We start from the raw sequence: 19,627 nt of genomic DNA, 5'->3' as shown, positions 1-19,627 counted from the left end.
CGCCCGAAGGGCGTCGTGAATGCATTCCCCGACTGCATCGTCTTCTACCTTTCAATAGGCAAAAGAAATCCATCCGCCCAAACGACGCCAAAAAGTCTTGACACTGATTCCCGGAAATGCGATTCTCAAGTTACCACACTGTGAGAAGGGCTTCCGCGACGGCAACGTTCGGGAGCTTTTTTCTTTTGCGGTGTCTAGTCTCCTGTTTCCTTGCGGAATTCTTCAAACAAAGTCAGCAGCTTGCGCTCGACAAAAGCGCCGAACTGCGCGCCACTCCGTTTGTCGAAAGCTATATTAAGCGCCGTATCGGTCTCCTTGATCTTCGCCGGAGATGTTCCGTCAGGCGCAGTCCAGGCCGTCACACGCGGCTTGTCTTTGCTGATCTTGAGGAGATCAAAGACAATCTGAAAGCGGGCATCGCTCCTGGCTGCGAGAAAATCTGCATCTTCAACGTGCTTGAGGGCCCGCATACGCTTGGCCCTGTCCTCGACCATATCAGCGATTTCTGCCCACCGTTGCCGCCCAAAAGACGGAGCCGGGCCGATCGCTTCGATCAATGGCGATGGCACGCGCCTTACCAGGGCAATCATCCGTGACAGTGCCGCTTTATCCACGCCAAGCGACGACATGATCGTCTCGCGGCCAAACCCCTTGGTTTCCAGCTTTGCCGCAAAATAGCACCGTTCAATGAACGACAAATCCGTGCGGGCGTTGTTTTCCTGGCCCTGCGAGACGATCAGTTGCTCGTCCGTGAGATCGCGTACAACGGCTTTGACCGTCCCGCCGATCTCCTTGATGGCGGCCAGACGCCTGTGACCATAGGCAACCTGAAACCGCCCTGCCCTATCAGGATGCGGGCGCACCAGGATCGGGACCTGCTGGCCGTGTTCACGAATCTGGTCGACCAGACCGGATTGATCCTCAGCATCAACGCCGAGACGATCAACAACGAACGAGGCATCAACCAGCGAAGGATCAAGCTCGATGATCGCCTGTCCCTCGGCAAGGCGCTTTTCAATTTCTTCCGCACGCTGCGCCTTGGCGGATATACCATCAAGGGACTGGGAGATTGCGCCAACGGGGCTCGCCGGACGCAATGGACGATCAAGGCCCAGCAAAGGCCGACCGAGCGTCGTCCTGACAGGTGCCGCAGCTTCCGGTTCAGCGGTATCCGGCGTCATTTCAAACAGGTTCTTGCGCGCCATGGGTTACTTCCTTCCCCACGTTCTACGGAGCAGTTCTTCGATTTCACCATTGACCAATGTCAGGCTTTCCAGTGCGCGATCGTAGGTGCCGCGCGTGAACAGCGAACGGTCCACTTCGTAGAGCGTCTGCTTGGTCAGGCCGGCATCGGAAATCGCCGTGGATTTCAGCATTTCATTCTCAAGAACGCGATTGCCGAAAATCGAACGCATGAAGCCCGCCATCTGGTTCTGCGGGCCATCATTCGGTTCAAAACGCGTCACCAGATAGCGCATCCAGTCATAGTCGGTCTTGCCGCCGGCATTCTCCACTACGGCAAGCAGATCGCTGGTCATGTGCAGGAACTGCGACATCGACATCACATCCAGCATCTGCGGATGAACCGTGATCAGGATGGCGGTTGCCGCACAAAGGGCCGACAGCGACAGGAAGCCCAGCTGCGGCGGGCAATCGAGGATGACCACGTCATAGGCGGATTCGATATCGGCAAGACATTCACCGATCCGCGAGAAAAACATCGTATCGGGGCGCTTGTCCGCCAGAACTTTCGGCGTTTCATGCTCGAATTCCATCAATTCCAGATTGCCCGGAATGATGTGCAGGTTCGGCGTATAGGTTGCGCGAACGATTTCGGTGATATGCCTGCGGTCGGTGCCGTAGCGGATGGCACCGTACAACGTCTCGTTCTGATCCACATCCAGTTCCGGCTGGTGCCCGAACATGGCGGAAAGCGAAGCCTGCGGATCGAGGTCGATGGCAAGCACGCGATATCCCCGCAGCGCCAGATACTGCGCCAAATGTGCGGATGTCGTCGTCTTGGCGCTTCCGCCCTTGAAGTTCATGATCGAAATGATCTGCAGCTTTTCACCGTCCCGGCGATGCCGCACATATTTGGCAGCACTCTTGCCGTTGGCATCGAGCAGACGGCGCAGTTCTTCCAGGTCATTGACGGAATAGAGCCTGCGACCATTGGGTTGCGGCGCAGGGCCATGACCATCCGCCACGATCTGGCGCAAATACCCCTCATGAATGCCGATGAAGTCTGCAGCCTCGGCCGGCGTGAAAAGACGGATTGTCTTCTGCGCCGTGGGCGGGAAAATGCGCGATTGATGAGCTTGCAGCTGCCGCGCCAAATCTTCAGCGTCAGATGCGATCAACGACCGCAACGTCGTTGCGGGCACATCTGCCGGGTTCTGATCAAGCATCTCAACCTCTCATCCGCGCATTTTGGTCCAAACTTTAAAAATATGCGCTGATTACAATATGGAGAGATTCTCTTTTTGTGGCAAACTGTTTTAGGTTAACCAACAGTTAAGTGGGCTGACGCCCCAGAAAGCCACCGCAGTTGTACGCGTACAACCAATTCCAGGAATGCTTGCCCGCGAATCCCGCACTGGCAGATGGCCATCGTTGCCGATGAGTTGTACGCGTACAACGCCAAACAATCACAACATTGCGTGGTCATCGGCAAATGAAATGGAATCACCTTTCGTTGTACCATAACAGGTATCCGGCAATTCAACTCCCTTGCAAAGACAATGGAGGTGAATTGCAGTTTCATCGCATCGCAGGCAGCTTTCTTGCATGCGGCCTTGCTTACGCAATTTTATCCCACACCGGAGCCAGGCCGCTCGGGCTGACGATACGGCCATCCGTGTGCGCAAGCCCATGGATGGCCGCCATATCCGCATCACTGAGAGCAAAGTCGAAAACGGCGAAATTTTCGATCGCACGTGCCTCGCTCACGGTCTTCGACAAAGCAATCACCCCACTCTGCTGCACCATCCAGCGCAGCACAATCTGGGCAACGGCTTTTCCTTCGCGCGCAGCGATATCCTTGAGCACGGAATCGGCAAAGACAGCGCCATCTGCCATCGCGTAATAGCCGGTCACCGACAGGCCAGCCTTTCGCGCCGCATCGATGATGGGCTTTTGGTCAAGATAGGGATGATACTCCACCTGATTGGTCACCAGCGGCGCATCACTTAGCGCCATTGCTTCGGCCATCAGCGCCATATTGAAGTTGCTCACCCCGATATGGCGTACTTTGCCCTCCGCCTTCACTTCGTTCAGAGCACCGATCTGTTCGGCAAGCGGTACTGTATTGTTGGGCCAATGCAGCAGCAGAAGGTCTACATAATCGGTTTTCAGTTTTTTCAGACTCTCTTCGACCGAGGCGACAAAGGCATCACGCCGATAATTGTCAACCCAGACCTTGGTTGTCAGAAATACGTCACGACGTGCAACACCCGAACTGAGAAGACCTTCGCCGACCTCGGCTTCGTTCCCATAGATCTGCGCAGTATCGATGTGGCGGAAACCCAGTCTGAGCGCATGCGGCACCATGCGCAGGACATCGGCCCCGGGCATACGGAACGTGCCAAAACCCAGAGCGGGTATCGAGGCACCATTGGCTGAAACGGGATGCATTATGTTCTCCTGTATTATTCCACGGTTACTGACTGACATATGGCGCAAACCCATTGCTGTTATAATGCAGTAAAATGAACTATGGTCTGTGAAATGAATTCATATGAATGGCCGAGGTGTTTGCCGTGAACAATCGCGCAGGCGAGATGGAGGTTTTCGTGGAAGCCGTTGAGCGCGGCAGTTTTACCGCCGCGGCCGAACGGCTTGGTCTGTCGCCCTCTGCCATCAGCAAGCTCATCACCCGGATCGAAGAGCGTCTCGGCACGCGCCTGCTTGTTCGCTCGACGCGGGCACTACAGCTGACGCCGGAAGGCGAGGCCTATCATCAGCGCGCGGTGCGTATCATTGCCGAAATCGAGGAGACGGAACGTCTGATGACCTCGGGCGGCGCTGCCCTTCCGCGCGGTCTGTTACGCGTCAACTCGTCGGTGGGTTTCGGGACGCGCTGCATCGTTCCCCTGGTGCCGGCTTTCCTGGCGCGTTATCCCGATGTCGAGCTGGACCTGTCACTCTCGGATGGTGTCATCGACATCATTGAAGAGCGCGCCGATGTGGCCATCCGCACCGGCCCAATGCGCGATTCGGGTTTGAAGGCGCGCAAACTGGGCGAGAGCCGCCGCGTGGTCGTGGCTGCGCCTGACTATCTGGCCAAGCACGGTGTTCCGCAGAGCCCCGACGAGCTGGCACAGCACAATTGCCTGACGTTCAACTTTCGCCGCAGCATGGATGAGTGGGCGTTCCGCTACCCGGGGGAGGAGCGCATTCGCCCCATCGCTGTGAAAGGCAACTTCAAGGCCAATAACGGATCGAGCGTGCGCCAGCTGGCGATTGCGGGACTGGGACTGGCGCGCATTGGCCAGTTTCACGTGCAGAAGGATCTTGATGCTGGTACACTCGTACCGGTTCTCGATGATTATAATCCGGAAGACATGGAGTTTATCCATGCCGTCTTCGCCGGACATGAGCATATGGCTGCCCGCATTCGCGCTTTCATCGACTTTCTAGTGGAAAGTAACCCCGCGGACATGACCGTATAAGAACTATCTTGGTTTAAAATCATATAGTTAAATGGTTAACCGAAATATAGGTTCAGCCGTGTGAGAGAATATTGACGATATTTCCGAAGGGATCGCAGACATAAAAGCGGCGCACCCCCCATGGCTCATTGGTTATATCGTATGGAATCTCCAGTCCGGCTGCTTTTGCCCGCTGATAGATGATGTCGACATCATCGACCTCGATGGAAAGGGAGGGGAGGGGGGTGCCTGAACCGCCTTCGCTTGCCACACTTACTTCCGGCCTGGAGGTCACATCAGAGGCGAATGTCAGTATCCACCCGTGATCCATGACCACTTCGAGATCGAGCAATTCCTGATAAAATTTCCTCGCATGTTCAGGATCGGATGCCTTGAGATTTGGCACTATGCGTCGAACGGCCATCGCTTCCTCCCACGTATCGCCAGCCGCCCCCTTAGCGTTCAGCGCAGACTTGATCTATACGCCAAGATCATTAAAAACTTTGCCCATGCGTGGCTCAACAATCGCCAAACCTGTCTTTCTCGCCGTGACGCTGATTCTCTTCGGAATTTCAGGTTATTTGGCAATACACGCACACCGTTTCATCGTTCATGCGCAACGGGCTCAGGGGCGCGTCGTTGAAATGCTGATGGAGTCGTCCGGAAACGGGGGACCTGCTCTTTCTCGGCCCATGGTCGAATTCATGACAGCGGATGGCACCAAAATCGAATTCAAGTCGACAAGTGCTTCCTATCCACCGTCCTTTGCACGCAACGAAATCGTTACCGTCTTCTATGATCCCGATGAACCGCAATCCGCCGAGATCAATGATTTCTTCTCCTTGTGGGGCGGGGTGTTGATCACAAGCGGGCTCTGCTTGGTCTTTGCAGGTTTTACGACCGCGTTCTATCTTCGCGTGCAAAAGTCTCGGCACAAGCAAACATCACAAGCAAAATCTTAACCGGAAAAGAAAGCCCCCTCGTTCCAGAGCGGGGAGGGGGCTTCATCTGCTACTCAGCTGGCGCCGGCGCCGGTTGCGTATCGGGCAGGGATGATTTCTTCTTGCCCGGGTCCTTCCAGGCGATAAGCCGGTAGAACATCGGGATGAAGAATGTCGCGATAAAGGTCGCCGCCAGCATGCCACCGATAACACCCGTACCGATCGCATGACGGCTTGCCGAACCGGCACCTGAACTGATGGCCAGCGGCACAACACCCAGAATGAACGCGAGGGAAGTCATGACAATCGGCCGGAAACGCAGCCGTGCAGCCTCGATGGCAGCTTCTGCCGCCGAATAGCCTTCCTGGCGTTTCAGGACGGCGAATTCGACAATCAGGATGGCGTTCTTTGCCGCAAGACCGATCAGCGTCACCATGCCGATCTGGAAGTACACGTCATTGGTCAATCCGCGCAGCATGGTCGCGGCCAAGGCACCGAAAAGTGCGAAAGGCACCGCCATGATAACCGCCAGCGGCAGGCTCCATTTTTCATACTGGGCCGCCAGGATCAGGAACACCATGATGATGCCGAAAATCATCGCCTGCGAGCCTGTACCGCTCGTTGCCAGTTCCTGGAAGGAGGACCCAGTCCAGGCTATCTGGAAGCCTTCGGGCAGCGTCTCCTTGGCCACTTGCTGCATGGCCTTGATGGCATCGCCCGATGTGTAACCCGGTGCCGGATTGCCGGTCACCTTGGCGGCGCTGAAGGCATTGAACCGCTCGAGCTGATCCGGACCAACAATGCGCTTGACGGTCACCAGGGCGCTGAGCGGAATCATACTGCCGGAATTGGCCCGCACAAACACCTGGCGCAGGTCATCGGGCGTACGACGGAAATCCGCTTCCGACTGCAGGTTGACCTGATAGTTGCGGCCAAACAGCGTGAAATCATTCACGTAGAGGCTGCCGAAAGAGGCCTGCATGGCATCGAAGACAGAATTGATCGGGACATTCAGCGCCTTGGCCTTGTCGCGGTCGAGGTCAAGCTGGTACTGTGGCACATTCGGATCGAAGGTCGTTCTCACGCTCGTGAGTTCGGGGCGCTTGGATGCGGCCTCGACGATTTTATTTGTGGCGTCCGTGAGCTTGGCCACGTCGCTCCCTGTACGGTTCTGTACGTAAAGCTCGAAACCGCCCGTCGTACTCAATCCCTGAATGGGCGGCGGATTGAATGCCAGCACCATGGCGTCCTTGATACCCGCATTCATCCCCATGATCGGACCCGCCATATTGCGGGAATCGAGTTCCGGCGTCTTGCGCTGGCTCCAGTCCTTCAGGGTGAGGAAGGTGGTGCCGGCATTGGATTTCTGCCCACCGGAGAGGAGATCGAAGCCAGCGATGGCAAAGACGTTCTCGGCCGCAGGGTGCTTCGCCAGATTCTGCGATGACAGCTCCATGGCCGCTTTCGTTCGTGTCAACGAGGCCGCCGGCGGCAGCACGGCAACGCTGAGAAGAACACCCTGATCTTCATCAGGGACAAGCGAGCCCGGTATCTTGTAGAACATATAGGCCGTGCCGCCGATCAGGAAGGCAAACAGCGTCAAGCCGATGGCAACCCGTTTGATCAGGAAGCGAACGCCCGAGGTGTAGCCTGATGCCACGCGGTCAAAAGCCCGGTTGAAGATACGGAAGGGCAGGGCCGGTTCATGATGACCCGGCTTCAGGATCAGGCCGCAGAGCGCCGGCGTCAGCGACAATGCGACAATGCCCGAGATGGTCACCGACATGGCGATGGTAACCGCGAACTGCTTGTACATGGCGCCTGCAAGCCCGCCCATGAAGGAAACAGGCACAAACACCGCACACAGGACCAGCACGATGGCAACAACGGGTCCGGTCACCTCACTCATCGCTTTGATCGCCGCCTCGCGCGGCGGCAGCTTTTCCGTCGACATGATACGTTCGACGTTTTCCAGCACCACAATCGCATCGTCGACCACGATACCGATCGCCAGCACGAGACCGAACAGCGTCAGCAGGTTGATGGAGAAGCCAAGCACATACATGCCGGCAAATGTGCCGATGATCGAGATTGGAACGGCAATGACCGGAATAAGCGTGGCGCGCCAGTTCTGCAGGAAGATGAAGACCACCAGCACGACGAGGATAATCGCCTCGATGAAGGTGGTCACGACTTCATCGATCGACGCCTGGATGAATTTGGTGGTGTTGTAGGGGATCGAATAGTCCATGCCCGTGGGAAAGGCGGCTTTCAGCTCATCCATGCGGCTGCGCACGGCTTCCATCGTATTGAGCGCATTGGCGCCCGGCTGTAGATAGACCGCAATAGGGATAGCCGGCGTTCCATTCAGCTTGCTGTCCACCGCATAGCTCTGCGCTCCGAGTTCCACCCGGGCCACATCACCCAGCCGCAGGGTTGCGGCATTGGGCGACGAACGCAGGATGATGTTTTCGAACGCCTTGGCGTCGGGCAGGCGACCCATGGTCGTGGCGGAATAGGTGAACGCATTGGACTGGGGATCAGGCTGATCACCAAATTTGCCGGCGGCGAACTGGGAATTCTGCTCGCGAATGGCCGTTGCCACATCCGTCGGGGTCAAACTATATTGTGCCAGCTTGTCGGGGCGCAGCCAGATGCGCATGGAGTAGTTGGGATTGCCGAGAACCTGCGCGTCGCCGACACCCGGAATGCGCTTCAGATCGTCGACAACGTTCAGCAGCGCGTAATTGCCGATATAGGTGCGGTCATACTGGCCGCCCTCGGAAAACATCGCGACAAGGCCGAGAATGGATGTGGAGCGCTTGGCGACGGTCACACCCTGCCGGGTCACGTCCTGTGGCAGGGTCGATGTCGCGCGCTGCACGCGATTGTTGACGTTGATCGTCGCCTGGTCAGCATTGGTACCCAGCGCAAAGGTTACCGTCAGCTGCATCTGGCCGCTGGCCGAGTTGGTCGACTGCATGTAGAGCATGTTTTCGACGCCGTTGATCTGCTGCTCCAGCGGTGATGCCACGGTTTGGGCGATGGTTTCGGCGCTGGCGCCCGGATAATTGGCGCTGACCACCACCTGCGGCGGCGTCAATTCCGGATACTGGGCAATCGGGAGCACCCTTATCGCGACAATACCGGCGAGAACGATGATGATCGAAATGACGGCCGCAAAAACCGGCCGGTCGATGAAGAACCGGTTCATTGGGTCACCAGCGCCTGTTTCACACTGTCAGTCGCGGAAACCAGTTGTCCCGGTTTGACCTTGATGACGCCTTCCGTGACCACACGGTCGCCCGCGGCGAGGCCGGAAAGCACGATCCAGCCCTTGTTGACCTGCTGACCAAGATTGAGCGGCCGGACTTCCGCCTTGCCTTCATTGTTCACCACATAGACGAACTGGCCTTTGGGTCCCTGCATCAGGGCCGCTTCGGGAATGACGATCGTATCGTTCACCGTCACGCCCGTCACCGTCGCGCGGACGAACTGGCCGGGAAGGAGACGGCGCTCCGGATTGTCGATGATGGCACGCACACCCAGCGTGCCCGTTTCCAGATCAAGACTGCTTGAGGTGAAATCGATGGTTCCGAGATGATTGTAAACCGTGCCGTCGCCAAAGGAGAGTTTGACCGCAAGCTTGTTGGCTTCGACCCCCTTGGCTTTGCGTTCGTCCAGCAGACGGCGGATTTCCGCCGCTTCCGTATCGGTAAAGGAGAAGTTGATATAGACCGGATCGGTCTGCGTAATCGATGTCAGCAGGCTGGAAGCCGCATCTGTTCCAATCAGGCTACCTTCCGAAACCTGCTCGCGTGTTGTCACACCGCTGATGGGCGCAGTCACTTTCGTATACTGCAGATTGAGTTCTGCTGTCCTGACCTGCGCCTTTGCCGCCGCAACCGCTGCGGCGTTCAGATCCCGTGTCGATACCGCCGTATCGCGTGCCGCTGTGCTCTGCACTTTCTGGTCCACCAGTGTCTGCGCCCGATCCGCATCCCGTATGGACTGGGCGTACTGAGCCTGAGCCTGTTGCAGCTGGGCCTGGACGCGGGCGAGATCCGCTTCGTAAGGCGCCGGATCGATCTCAAACAGCAGATCGCCGGCTTTGACTTCCGAACCTTCGATGAAATTCCGCTTCAGGAGAATGCCGCCAACGCGGGCACGCACCTGCACATCACGGTAAGCCGTAATCCGCGCCGCATATTGGTACGACAGGTCCACTTCCTCCGGCTGAACGGCAACCGCCGTTACTTGTGGCGGGGGAGTGGCCTTGCCGCCTGCTTGCTGGGCATTAGCCGGCAAATTGAGTGCCAGCGTCGCGCCTGCAAGAAAAACGAGACTGAGAAAACGGGTACCGAGCAAAGTCATGGGAGGGTTCGCTTGTCCGAGGAATATCTGGGTGCATGTACAAACATACATCCGTGATTGTAAATAAACGAAAGCGTGATATTGTGTCGGAAAATCGACCGGACGCGATCACGTTTGGGTTATCGAACCAGCGGTACGAATGGCCGCCATCGGATAGCTCGCTGACGATGTCCCGGCATCCCCGGAGGGATAACCCGAGCGAAGGAGGCATTATGCGCAGGACCAAAGCCGAGGCAGGAGCAACGCGGGAAGCCATTCTGGATTCCGCGGAGACTGTCTTCTTGGAACATGGTGTCAATCGGTCAACCCTGAACCAGATTGCCGAACATGCCGGCGTAACGCGCGGCGCCATCTACTTCCACTTCAAGGACAAGATCGAACTCTATCAGGAAGTTGTCGAGCGTGTGCGACTGCCACAGGACGATCTTCTTACCAAGGCAATCTATTGCGAGAACGCCAACCCTCTCGATATTGCCCTGGATGCAGGTATCTATTGTCTTGAGAATTTTGCCGGTGATCCGAGAAAACAGCGGGTTTTCACCATCATCACCCAGCGTTGTGAGTACGTCGGTGAAATGGCGCAGGTCCTGGAGCGGCTGCGTGCGCTCAACGACGAGGTTCATCACATGCTGTTGCGTTTGACGACACTGGCCAGGAAGCGCGGCATGCTGTCGTCCGCCTGGCATCCGGACATTGCGGCGCGCGCCTTGCAAAGCACGATGTCCGGGCTGCTGTTCGAGTGGATGCGGCTCGAGAAGAATTTCGACCTGGTCGCCGCCGGGACAATGACGATGACCGCCATTGTCGACTCCTTCCGCAAGAAGGACATCCCTGTTGATGCACCTGTCGTCAGGGTCAAGAGGCAGTTGGTGGTGTCCTGATCATCCCATTGTCTCATGCTGCTTCCCCAGATAAATGGCCCCCAAGCCTAGTATCGGTGCCGCATACGGAGTAAACAACGGCTCCCTTCCTGCGCTGTCGGTCTGCTTGGCAATCCGTATCGCTCATCAGGGCGAACACGAGAGGATTGAACAATGGCCATCAAGTTTACCGCCAAAGACCCGGCAATTACCGAAAGCCCTGCACCAGCAAAAGTTGCCAAGCCTGAAAAGCTTGAATCGGCTGCGCCTTCTTCAGATACCGAAACCGGATCAGGCGACAGTGATCTCTTCAATGCGGCTCCCAAGACGCCGGCGCGCAAACGCAAGGGCAAATAAGGCGTATGGAGGCAGGCGAGATTTTTGATTGCCAATCCTGCGGCGCCTGTTGCTGCTACTCATCCCAGTGGCCGCGATTTTCCACGGAAGACGACGCGCAGCTTGCGCTTATTCCAGCCAAATATGTTGCCAGTGATGAAAGCGGCATGCGATGCGTCGGTGTCCGTTGCTCCGCGTTGACTGGTGAAATCGGCAAGACCACCGCTTGCGGAATTTACGATGTGCGGCCCGAAGTGTGCCGCTCCTGCATGCCGGGCGATCCGGAATGCCTTATGGCACGCAAGGCCCACAATCTCTGAGCTTGAACCTCGCAACATGTGCCCATCCAGCGCGGTGCGGAGACGTTAAAATTCACCGCATGATTTCCATCAACAAGATGTGATTCCGATGTGTCCGGATCGGTCAAAAACTTGCCCCGATTGCGGCGGTAACTCCCCCAGCCTTTCGAACTGTACTGCCTGCATCCAATTTAAACTATCCGGAGAGTCATCATGCATAGAAGCAATGTCGAGCGTGAACCGGAATATGTAAGGGAACGCACCGAAGGACCGCAAAATCTGGGACGCATTTATCTGTTGAGTTTGGCGCTGTGCGCCGCGCTGATTGCCACGACCGCCGTTGGATACGAATCCGAATGGCCAGATGTCATGACGATAACCGCTTCCACGACAAATCCAGAATTTTACCAGAGGGCAGACCGCAAGACGCCCCTGACCTTCTGCAACACCGCCGAGCCCACGCCAGGGGCGGATCTAAAGCCGGCATGGCGCACATTTGATATCTGATACCCGGCCGCTAGGGCCGGGCAGCATTTATGCAGTCCACTGCGGGATGTCGTCGCGTTCGCCAATGAGCGCGAGCCCGTGCGCGATCGAGAGCAGTTCGCCGCCTGTCTCGATCCGGTCCTGCGCGAAACGTTCAGTGAATATGCGTCGCACAGCTGGGACAAACGATGTCCCGCCCGTCAGGAACACTTTGTCAATTTCACCTGCCACCGTATTGGTCCGTTCAAGGACATCGTCAAGCGCGCCTTGGATGCGGGCGAGATCACCGGCAATCCATCCCTCGAATTGACTACGCTTGATGAGCTTGCGGCTGCCGCGGCCGAGCGGTTCGAAATTGAACTCAGCCTCGTCGGCGGTCGATAGAGCCATCTTGGTGGCCGACACGGCCTGATACAGCGGATAACCTTCATCGTGGTCGACAAGATCGACGAACGTCTCAAGTTTTTCCGGCTCCAGACTGGACCGCACCAGCTTCTTCAGTTCGGCAAACTCCCGTGATGTCTTGAAGATGGACAACTGGTTCCACCGGCCGAAATTGGCATAGTAGGAGGAGGGGACTTCGAGCGTCTTGTCGAAGCTTTTGAAGAAACTTCCCTTGCCGATCTGCGGAGCAACAATGCTGTCGATCATCCGGTAGTCGAAATGATCACCGGCAATGCCGACACCGGAATAGCCGATGGGCGTTGCGCTGAGCTTTCCGCCGTGCGTCTCGAAACGAATGAGCGAATAGTCGGTCGTACCTCCACCAAAATCTGCCACAAGAACGGTCGCATCGGCCTTGAGGTTCTGGGCAAAATAGAAAGCCGCAGCCACCGGCTCGTAGACATAGTGGATTTCAGGAAAACCGAACCGGTTGAGCGCCTCGTTGTAACGCGCCGTTGCCAGGGCGGGATCCGGATTGGCGCCGGCGAAATGCACCGGCCGGCCGGTCACGATGCGTTTGACGTCCGTGGGCCAATCGTTACCGGCATAGCTCCGCAACCGGCGCACAAAAATTTCCATCAGGTCTTCAAACGAATGGCGCTTTGCAAAGACAAGCGTGCCCTGGAAGAGGGCACTCGCGGCAAATGTCTTGATCGACTGCAGAAAGCGGCATTCGCCGGGGTTATCGATGAACTGCCGGATCGCCGCATGCCCGGCCTCAACCTTCAATGCCGCCGCACCGGCAAGAGGGTCCTTCATGAAGGATAGTGCCGTGCGCATGCTATCGGCTGTGCCGGTCGCATTGGTGAAGGATAGCGAGCGTGTCTTTGTCCCATCCGCCAATGCCAAAACCGTATTGGTTGTGCCAAAGTCGAAACCCAGCGCCTGAGCCATTGCCGCGCTCCTTTATGCCATGAATGTCAGAAATCGGGACAAAGCCCGTCGAATGGGCCCAGCGCGCCCAAATCAAGGACGCGCGTCATGACATAGCAAACGTGCAGACGCAAGGTGCGTTTTATTCGGACAGGTTATTCCACGCTATCTGCAGCGCTGAACGGCGCATTGTCCCGGCTGTGCGAGAGAATTTCCCGCTTGCCGACATGATTGGACGGTCCGACAAGCCCTTCCTTTTCCATACGCTCCACAAGCGATGCAGCTCTGTTGTAACCGATCTGCAGGCGCCGCTGGATATAGGACGTGGAGCACTTCTTGTCGCGCATGACCACCTTGACCGCCTGGTCGTAGAGTTCATTGCCGTCTTCCGCCGCAACAGCTCCCTTATCGAAAACCGCTCCGCCGGTTTCCGCTTCCGGTTCGTCCTCTTCGCTCTCGTCGGCAGTCACCGTATCGAGATAATCCGGGCGACCCTGCGCCTTCAGATGCGCGACCACGCGCTCGACTTCCTCGTCGGAGACGAACGGGCCATGTACGCGGGAAATCCGCCCGCCGCCCGCCATGTGCAGCATATCGCCCTGACCGAGCAACTGCTCTGCACCCTGTTCGCCCAGAATCGTGCGGCTGTCGATCTTCGAGGTCACTTGGAACGAAATACGGGTCGGGAAGTTCGCCTTGATCGTGCCGGTGATGACATCGACCGACGGACGCTGCGTGGCCATGATCAGATGGATACCCGCAGCACGGGCCATCTGGGCGAGGCGCTGAATGGCGCCTTCGATGTCCTTGCCCGCCACCATCATCAGGTCGGCCATCTCGTCGACGATAACGACGATATAGGGCATCGGCGTCAGATCCATGACTTCCTGCTCATGAATGGGCTCGCCCGTGCCCTTGTCGAAGCCGGTCTGGACGGTGCACATCACCGTCTCGCCCTTTTCCTTGGCGAGGGCAGCGCGGGCATTGAAGCCGTCGATATTGCGCACGCCCAGCTTTGACATCTTCCGGTAACGGTCTTCCATTTCGCGTACCGCCCACTTCAGTGCCATGACCGCCTTTTTCGGGTCGGTCACAACAGGGGTAAGGAGGTGCGGAATACCGTCATAGATCGACAGTTCGAGCATTTTGGGGTCAACCATGATCAGGCGGCACTCTTCCGGCGTCAGCCGGTAGAGGAGCGACAGGATCATGGTGTTGATCGCAACCGACTTGCCCGAACCCGTTGTACCGGCAACCAGCAGATGCGGCATCTTGGCGAGTTCAGCGATAACCGGCTCACCGCCAATGGTCTTGCCAAGGCAGAGCGCCAGCTTAAGCTTGGTGCTCTCGAAATCCGGCGAAGCGATCATTTCGCGGAAGTACACGGTCTCGCGCGTCGCATTCGGCAGTTCAATGCCGATGACATTGCGTCCGGGCACCACCGCCACACGGGCTGACAAGGCCGACATGGAACGGGCAATATCATCGGCAAGGCCGATAACGCGAGAGGACTTGATGCCGGGTGCCGGCTCGAATTCATACAGCGTCACCACCGGTCCGGGGCGCACATGAATGATCTCGCCACGGATACCGAAGTCCTCAAGCACGCTTTCAAGAAGTCCGGCATTCTGTTCCAGCGCTTCCTGCGTAATGATCACTTCCGCGCGTTCCGCCGGTTCCTGCAGCAACGACAGCGGCGGGCGCTCATACATCTCGCCATAGGACTGTACGGCAAGCGGTGTAAGGCGGGTCGGCACGATAGCGGGCTTCTCCTGGCGCACCGTTACCTGTAGCCGTGACGGCTTTTCTTCAACGGCCACTTCTTCCGGCGGCAATGGTGCCGCCGCAGCGCGAGCAAAAGTCACTTCCTCTTGCACATCAGTCGCCGGATTCATAACGGCAGCGCTTTCCACGACCGGATCGGCCTGGCGCTGGCGCGTGGCAGCTGCAACGGCCGCCGGTGCAACCGGAACAATCGGTGCGGCAGGCAAGGGAGCCGGAGCTGCGGGCACTGTGGTCACAGGAGCGGTGGTGGCATGCGACTGCCGGAGTTCGACAACACGGAACAGCGCGGTAATGGCATCGGGTGCGATCTTGCGTACAGCCTTCGACGCAGAGGCTGCGGGGGTAGCAACAAAGCCGCCCGAGAACTCCATCGATTCCCAGAATGCATAATCCGAGAGGTAATCCAGCGTTCCGGATTTTTGTGGAATTGGCTGCGCACCGCTTGTTTGCAGGCTTGGCCGGGCCTCACGCGCAACGGGAGCGGCCGGTGCGTGCGTGACGACCGCCGGTGCATAATTTGTGACGAATGCCGGGGCCCGCGGCAAACCGGATTGCGCCGGAGCAGGAGCCTTGCGAAGAGCAGTCTCGCCAGCAACCGGCTTGGGAGCCGCCGGAGCGACAGCAGGAATCTTCGGGGTTGGCGCCGGGATGGCCGCCTTTGGCGCGGCAAACGACCTTTCCACTTTGGGAGCAGGTGCCGGCGTTGCGCTTTCGGCCCCGTTGCGGTGCTTTTGCAGAACGGTATCGGGGGTGCGGGTGAAACGCACATTGGCCGACAGGGAGAACATCCGCTTTGAAATGGGAGCCGTGGGATCCGTATCCGGCTCAAGAGTGATCGGCGCACGTGCAGGCGCGCGCATCCCGCCGCTTGGCGTGGTTGACGCAGGGGCCTCGATGGAACGTCGGGTGGAGACCGGCTCATAGGGCGAAGCAGCAGGAGTGCGCATGTTTCCCGAACCGTTTGGCACACTATTTCGAGCCGCCTGGGTCGGAGCTGGGGGTTGCACCGCCTCCGGCACGGTCGGCTTTTGAGCCACAGGCGGCTGTGCAGACGCTGGCGATTCGTGCGCATCGCCATATTCGTCTACGTAATCGTCTGACTTCATTGAGAAATTTGTTCTTGGAATACGCATGATACCTGCAAGCGAAGCGATTGGATGTTGCTCGTAAACTTGCCTAATCGAATAGAAAATGAAGGTTAATAAGTTGCTACTGATGGCTGCAAACGCTCTCTCTGTTGCCGCCTCCTGACAGGGGCAGCGACGGCCCGGATCGACGCAGGGCACGTGCGCAGGCACACCCCGGATACCAAAAAGCAGCCTGTTTAAGATCAGGCTGCTTTGTTTGTCACGGAACAGTGCGAGCCGTCAGGCGGCTTCTTCGGCAATCAGCTTGCCGAGACGGGAAATCCCGGTTTCGATTGCTTCCTTGTTGGGCAAGGAGAAGTTGAGCCGAATGGTATTCTTGCCGGTCCCGTCCGCATGGAATGCAAAGCCGGGAACGAACGCCACGCGCACCTTTTGCAGCGCTTGTGCGAGGAGGGCTGCGCCGTCCATGCCTTCCGGCAAGGTGACCCAGACAAACATGCCGCCCTCCGGTTTTGTCCACGTCACGCCTGGCGGCATGAAACGGGCAAGGGCATCGAGCATATAGTCGCGGCGCTGGCGGTAGCTGTTGCGCACCTTCTCGACCTGCTTGTCGAAATCCCGGGACGCCACGTGATGGATTGTCATCTGATTGATGGTCGGGCTGTGCAGATCGGCAGCCTGTTTGATCAGGACCAGCTTGGCAATCACAGGCTGTGCAGCGCAAATCCAGCCGACACGCAAGCCGGGTGTAAGGGTCTTGGAGAAACTGCCGGAGTAGACGACACGCGTGCGGTCGATATGTCCTTCACGTTCGCAATCGAGGGCAAGCATCGACGGCACGGGCTCTCCATCGAACCGCAAGGCCTGATAGGCCGCATCTTCGATCAGCGGTATGTCGAGTTCGTGCGCCAGCTCAATCAGGCGGATGCGGCCATCCTGACTGACCGTTTCGCCCGTCGGGTTGCAGAAATCCGCCGTCAGATAGGCAAGCTTTACATCACCGCCTGCAGCCTTTGCACCGTCGCGATAGGCGACCGGCGTCATGTTTCCCTGTTCGGGGTTGAGGCGGTCATAGCGCGGCTCATAGGCGTTGAAGGCCTGGAGGGCACCAAGATAGGTGGGCCAAGTCGTGAGCACCGTATCGCCGGGTGATATGAACAGCTTGCCGAGGTAGTCCAGTGCCTGTTGCGAGCCCGTGGTGATGATGATGTTGTCGATCGTGCAGGGCACGCCGAGCGACGCCATGTGCTGCACCAGCCATTCGCGCAGCGGGCGATATCCCTCGCTCACCGAATATTGCAGCGCGACGTCAGCATTCTGGCTGAGAACAGCCTCATAGGCTTCCCGTATCGCTTCCTTGGGAAAGAGGGCGGGGTCCGGAATACCGCCGGCAAAGGAAATGATGTCTGGCTGATCAAGCAGTTTCAGCAGTTCGCGTATTTCGGATGCACGCATGTTTTTCGTGCGTGTTGCGTACAGAGCATCCCACTCGCCCATTGTTTCCTCCCGTTTGTTTGCAGATGCATAGCACCGTAAAACAGCAGATATGTCAACAATACTGACATATCTGCTGTTGTTATTTTGCAAGGCTTGTTGGCCGCACAATCAAGATGCGGTGAGGGCGGGTAAAGCCAGCCGCTGCGCAATCCTATTCGCCGGGAGCCTTGACCATTTTCGTGTGACCGCTGATGTCGGCCCCTGCCGATTGTGAAAAGCGGAGATTCCAGATCGTCGCGGTGAGGGAGATTGCCGTTACAACAAGAAACGCCGCCGAGAAGTCGCCAAGTTCCGGTGTCGCATGGCTTCGAACCAGCATTGAACCCGAAAGGGCCAATGCGCCGACACAGATACCGAGCGACAACATGAGCTGCTGGAATGTCGTATAGAAACTGGTCGCAGAACTCATGCGTTCCCGTCCGATCTCGTCATAGGCCACCGTGTTGTAGGCCGTGAACTGGAACGACATGAAGAACCCGCAGCAAAGCAGAACAGCGAAGATGAGGGGCAGGGGCCAGTCCGGCCGGAAGGCTGCACAAAGGGCGTAGCCAAACGTCGCAATGAGGCCATTGACGATAAGGCTTGCGCGGAAACCGAAGCGCCGCAGGATTTTCGGTGCAACGGCCTTCATCATCATGGAGCCCAGTGCCGTGGCGACAACGATGCCGCCCGCGCGCGCCGCAGAAAATCCAAAGCCGAGCTGCAGCATCAGGGGCAGCAGGAACGGCTGTGCTCCCTGCGTGATGCGGGTCAGCGACCCGGCGATGACAGACGTGCTGAAGCTGCTGACGCGCATGAGCGAGAAATCGAGAATGGGGGAGGGATGCCGCTTGGCATGTGCGAGATAACCCGCACCGAAAACCATCCCCACAGCGACAAGAACGGCTGCCAGTTCCCCTTCACCCGGGCGGCTTGCCATTTCGAAACCGAAGAGGAGAGAACCGAGTGAAATGCCGGAAAGGAAAAGACCGAGAAAATCGAAGGGACCGTCGGACACCCCCTTCACCTCCTCGATGAAGCGCCTGACAAGAATGAAACCAATGCAGCCGATCGGCACATTGATGTAGAAAATCCAGCGCCAGTCGAAATAGGTGACAATCAGCCCGCCCACGGGCGGTCCGAGAATGGGGCCGACAAGCGCGGGAACCAGCAGCCAGGACATCGCTGAAACAAGATCCTTGCGCGCGACGCTGCGCATCAGCACGAGCCGGCCAACCGGCATCATCATCGCACCGCCAAGGCCCTGAATGATGCGCGCGAGAACGAGAAAGCGCAGATCCGGGGCCTGCGCGCAGAGGATCGAACCAAAGACGAAAACCGCGATTGCCGCGCTGAAAACGGTGCGGGATCCGAACCGGTCGGCAATCTTGCCGCTCGCCGGGATGAAGATGGCGAGACTGAGGAGATAGGAGGTGAGCGCCAGGCTCATGGCAGGTGGCTGAACGCCAAAATCGCGTGCCATGGTCGGCAACGCCGTTGCCAGCACCGTCGCGTCGAGCTGTTCCATGAACATGGCACTGGCAATGATAAGCGCTATGGTGCGGAAGTTCGGACCTGTTGTTTTGTTGTCAGGCGTTTGGATCGTTCGTGGCCGGGCCTGGGAGGCCTGACTGATTTGGTCCGACATGGTCGGGTTCGCTCTCGGTAGCGCGTACACATCGGAAAGAAAATGTCGCGGATTTGCAAACGGCGGCTAGCCGTGGGGAAACGACCACCGATATAAACCCGCGATTATGCGATATCCATATACAATCTCGTGATTCATTGTATCTGGTACAAAATAATCGCCCTGAAACAGTGCGCGTATCTTGGAAGCAAGCCTGAACGGACGTTGCACTTTGAAATGGAATGTACCCCGGCTACACATCATGTGGCAGCAAGGTTGAAATGTCGCTTGTTGTGCAAAGTTAAAATGTCATCCTGACAGATGCCGAGGTGTGTCGCCGGGCAGGGCGGAGACCTCGATATCGCAGCTCTGCCTGGCGACAGTGAATA

The 19,627-nt window shown here is 57.7% G+C and carries 16 protein-coding genes; 6 read left to right on the top strand and 10 right to left on the bottom strand.

What is annotated here, in order from left to right:
• Positions 1 to 194 precede the first annotated feature (194 nt).
• The 3 genes from repB to RDL77_RS23380 form a co-directional block, all read right to left on the bottom strand.
• The gene (gene repB / locus RDL77_RS23390) at positions 195 to 1,205 is read right to left on the bottom strand and encodes a plasmid partitioning protein RepB (protein WP_288194898.1); all 1,011 of its coding nucleotides are present in this window, start codon (positions 1,203 to 1,205) and stop codon (positions 195 to 197) included.
• 3 nt (positions 1,206 to 1,208) lie between these two features.
• A complete protein-coding gene (gene repA, locus RDL77_RS23385) occupies positions 1,209 to 2,408 on the bottom strand; it encodes a plasmid partitioning protein RepA (RefSeq protein WP_288194896.1) in 1,200 nt (399 codons plus the stop codon).
• Positions 2,409 to 2,799: 391 nt separating this feature from the next.
• Positions 2,800 to 3,633, bottom strand: a complete 834-nt coding sequence (locus tag RDL77_RS23380) for an aldo/keto reductase (RefSeq protein ID WP_288194899.1) — start codon at positions 3,631 to 3,633, stop codon at positions 2,800 to 2,802.
• A gap of 125 nt (positions 3,634 to 3,758) precedes the next feature.
• Between RDL77_RS23380 and RDL77_RS23375 the strand changes: the two genes are divergently transcribed.
• Positions 3,759 to 4,670: a LysR family transcriptional regulator gene (locus RDL77_RS23375; RefSeq protein ID WP_288194894.1), complete on the top strand. Its 912-nt coding sequence runs from the start codon at positions 3,759 to 3,761 to the stop codon at positions 4,668 to 4,670.
• 52 nt (positions 4,671 to 4,722) lie between these two features.
• Here the strand turns inward: RDL77_RS23375 and RDL77_RS23370 are convergent, their stop codons facing one another.
• Positions 4,723 to 5,073: a VOC family protein gene (locus RDL77_RS23370; RefSeq protein WP_288194893.1), complete on the bottom strand. Its 351-nt coding sequence runs from the start codon at positions 5,071 to 5,073 to the stop codon at positions 4,723 to 4,725.
• Positions 5,074 to 5,122: 49 nt separating this feature from the next.
• Here RDL77_RS23370 and RDL77_RS23365 point away from each other — a divergent pair, with 49 nt between their 5' ends.
• Complete coding sequence (locus RDL77_RS23365; protein WP_288194892.1) at positions 5,123 to 5,611, top strand: DUF3592 domain-containing protein; 489 nt, start codon at positions 5,123 to 5,125, stop codon at positions 5,609 to 5,611.
• A gap of 49 nt (positions 5,612 to 5,660) precedes the next feature.
• On the opposite strand, the gene RDL77_RS23360 is transcribed toward RDL77_RS23365, so the two are convergent.
• Both RDL77_RS23360 and RDL77_RS23355 read right to left on the bottom strand, forming a co-directional pair.
• Complete coding sequence (locus RDL77_RS23360) at positions 5,661 to 8,804, bottom strand: efflux RND transporter permease subunit (RefSeq protein ID WP_288194891.1); 3,144 nt, start codon at positions 8,802 to 8,804, stop codon at positions 5,661 to 5,663.
• Complete coding sequence (locus RDL77_RS23355) at positions 8,801 to 9,964, bottom strand: efflux RND transporter periplasmic adaptor subunit (RefSeq protein WP_288194889.1); 1,164 nt, start codon at positions 9,962 to 9,964, stop codon at positions 8,801 to 8,803. Before RDL77_RS23355 ends, RDL77_RS23360 begins: the two co-directional genes overlap by 4 nt.
• 212 nt (positions 9,965 to 10,176) lie before the next feature.
• Between RDL77_RS23355 and RDL77_RS23350 the strand changes: the two genes are divergently transcribed.
• The 4 genes from RDL77_RS23350 to RDL77_RS23335 all read left to right on the top strand — a co-directional run bounded on the left by RDL77_RS23350 (position 10,177) and on the right by RDL77_RS23335 (position 11,966).
• Entirely contained in the window at positions 10,177 to 10,845 is a 669-nt protein-coding gene (locus RDL77_RS23350) for a TetR family transcriptional regulator (protein WP_288194888.1), read from the top strand.
• Positions 10,846 to 10,998: 153 nt separating this feature from the next.
• Positions 10,999 to 11,181 (top strand): hypothetical protein, encoded by a 183-nt coding sequence (locus RDL77_RS23345; protein WP_223616086.1) that lies wholly within the window; start codon positions 10,999 to 11,001, stop codon positions 11,179 to 11,181.
• 5 nt (positions 11,182 to 11,186) lie between these two features.
• Positions 11,187 to 11,480 carry a YkgJ family cysteine cluster protein gene (locus RDL77_RS23340; RefSeq protein WP_223616087.1) on the top strand — a complete coding sequence of 98 codons (294 nt, stop codon included), beginning with the start codon at positions 11,187 to 11,189 and terminating at the stop codon, positions 11,478 to 11,480.
• A gap of 192 nt (positions 11,481 to 11,672) precedes the next feature.
• Positions 11,673 to 11,966, top strand: coding sequence for a hypothetical protein (locus RDL77_RS23335; protein WP_288194887.1), 294 nt, complete (start codon positions 11,673 to 11,675; stop codon positions 11,964 to 11,966).
• A gap of 27 nt (positions 11,967 to 11,993) precedes the next feature.
• On the opposite strand, the gene RDL77_RS23330 is transcribed toward RDL77_RS23335, so the two are convergent.
• From RDL77_RS23330 to RDL77_RS23315, 4 genes are all read right to left on the bottom strand, one after another.
• Positions 11,994 to 13,283 (bottom strand): Hsp70 family protein, encoded by a 1,290-nt coding sequence (locus RDL77_RS23330; protein ID WP_288194886.1) that lies wholly within the window; start codon positions 13,281 to 13,283, stop codon positions 11,994 to 11,996.
• A 134-nt stretch (positions 13,284 to 13,417) separates the two neighbouring features.
• Positions 13,418 to 15,994, bottom strand: coding sequence for a DNA translocase FtsK (locus RDL77_RS23325; protein WP_288194885.1), 2,577 nt, complete (start codon positions 15,992 to 15,994; stop codon positions 13,418 to 13,420).
• A 420-nt stretch (positions 15,995 to 16,414) separates the two neighbouring features.
• Complete coding sequence (locus RDL77_RS23320; protein ID WP_288194884.1) at positions 16,415 to 17,632, bottom strand: PLP-dependent aminotransferase family protein; 1,218 nt, start codon at positions 17,630 to 17,632, stop codon at positions 16,415 to 16,417.
• A 151-nt stretch (positions 17,633 to 17,783) separates the two neighbouring features.
• The gene (locus RDL77_RS23315) at positions 17,784 to 19,259 is read right to left on the bottom strand and encodes an MFS transporter (RefSeq protein ID WP_223616092.1); all 1,476 of its coding nucleotides are present in this window, start codon (positions 19,257 to 19,259) and stop codon (positions 17,784 to 17,786) included.
• Positions 19,260 to 19,627: the final 368 nt, after the last annotated feature.

It is taken from the genome of uncultured Phyllobacterium sp., assembly GCF_902479695.1.
Lineage (GTDB): Bacteria > Pseudomonadota > Alphaproteobacteria > Rhizobiales > Rhizobiaceae > Phyllobacterium > Phyllobacterium calauticae.
The sequence above is the reverse complement of the archived record's forward strand: the minus strand, read 5'-3'. Positions and strand labels throughout refer to the sequence as shown.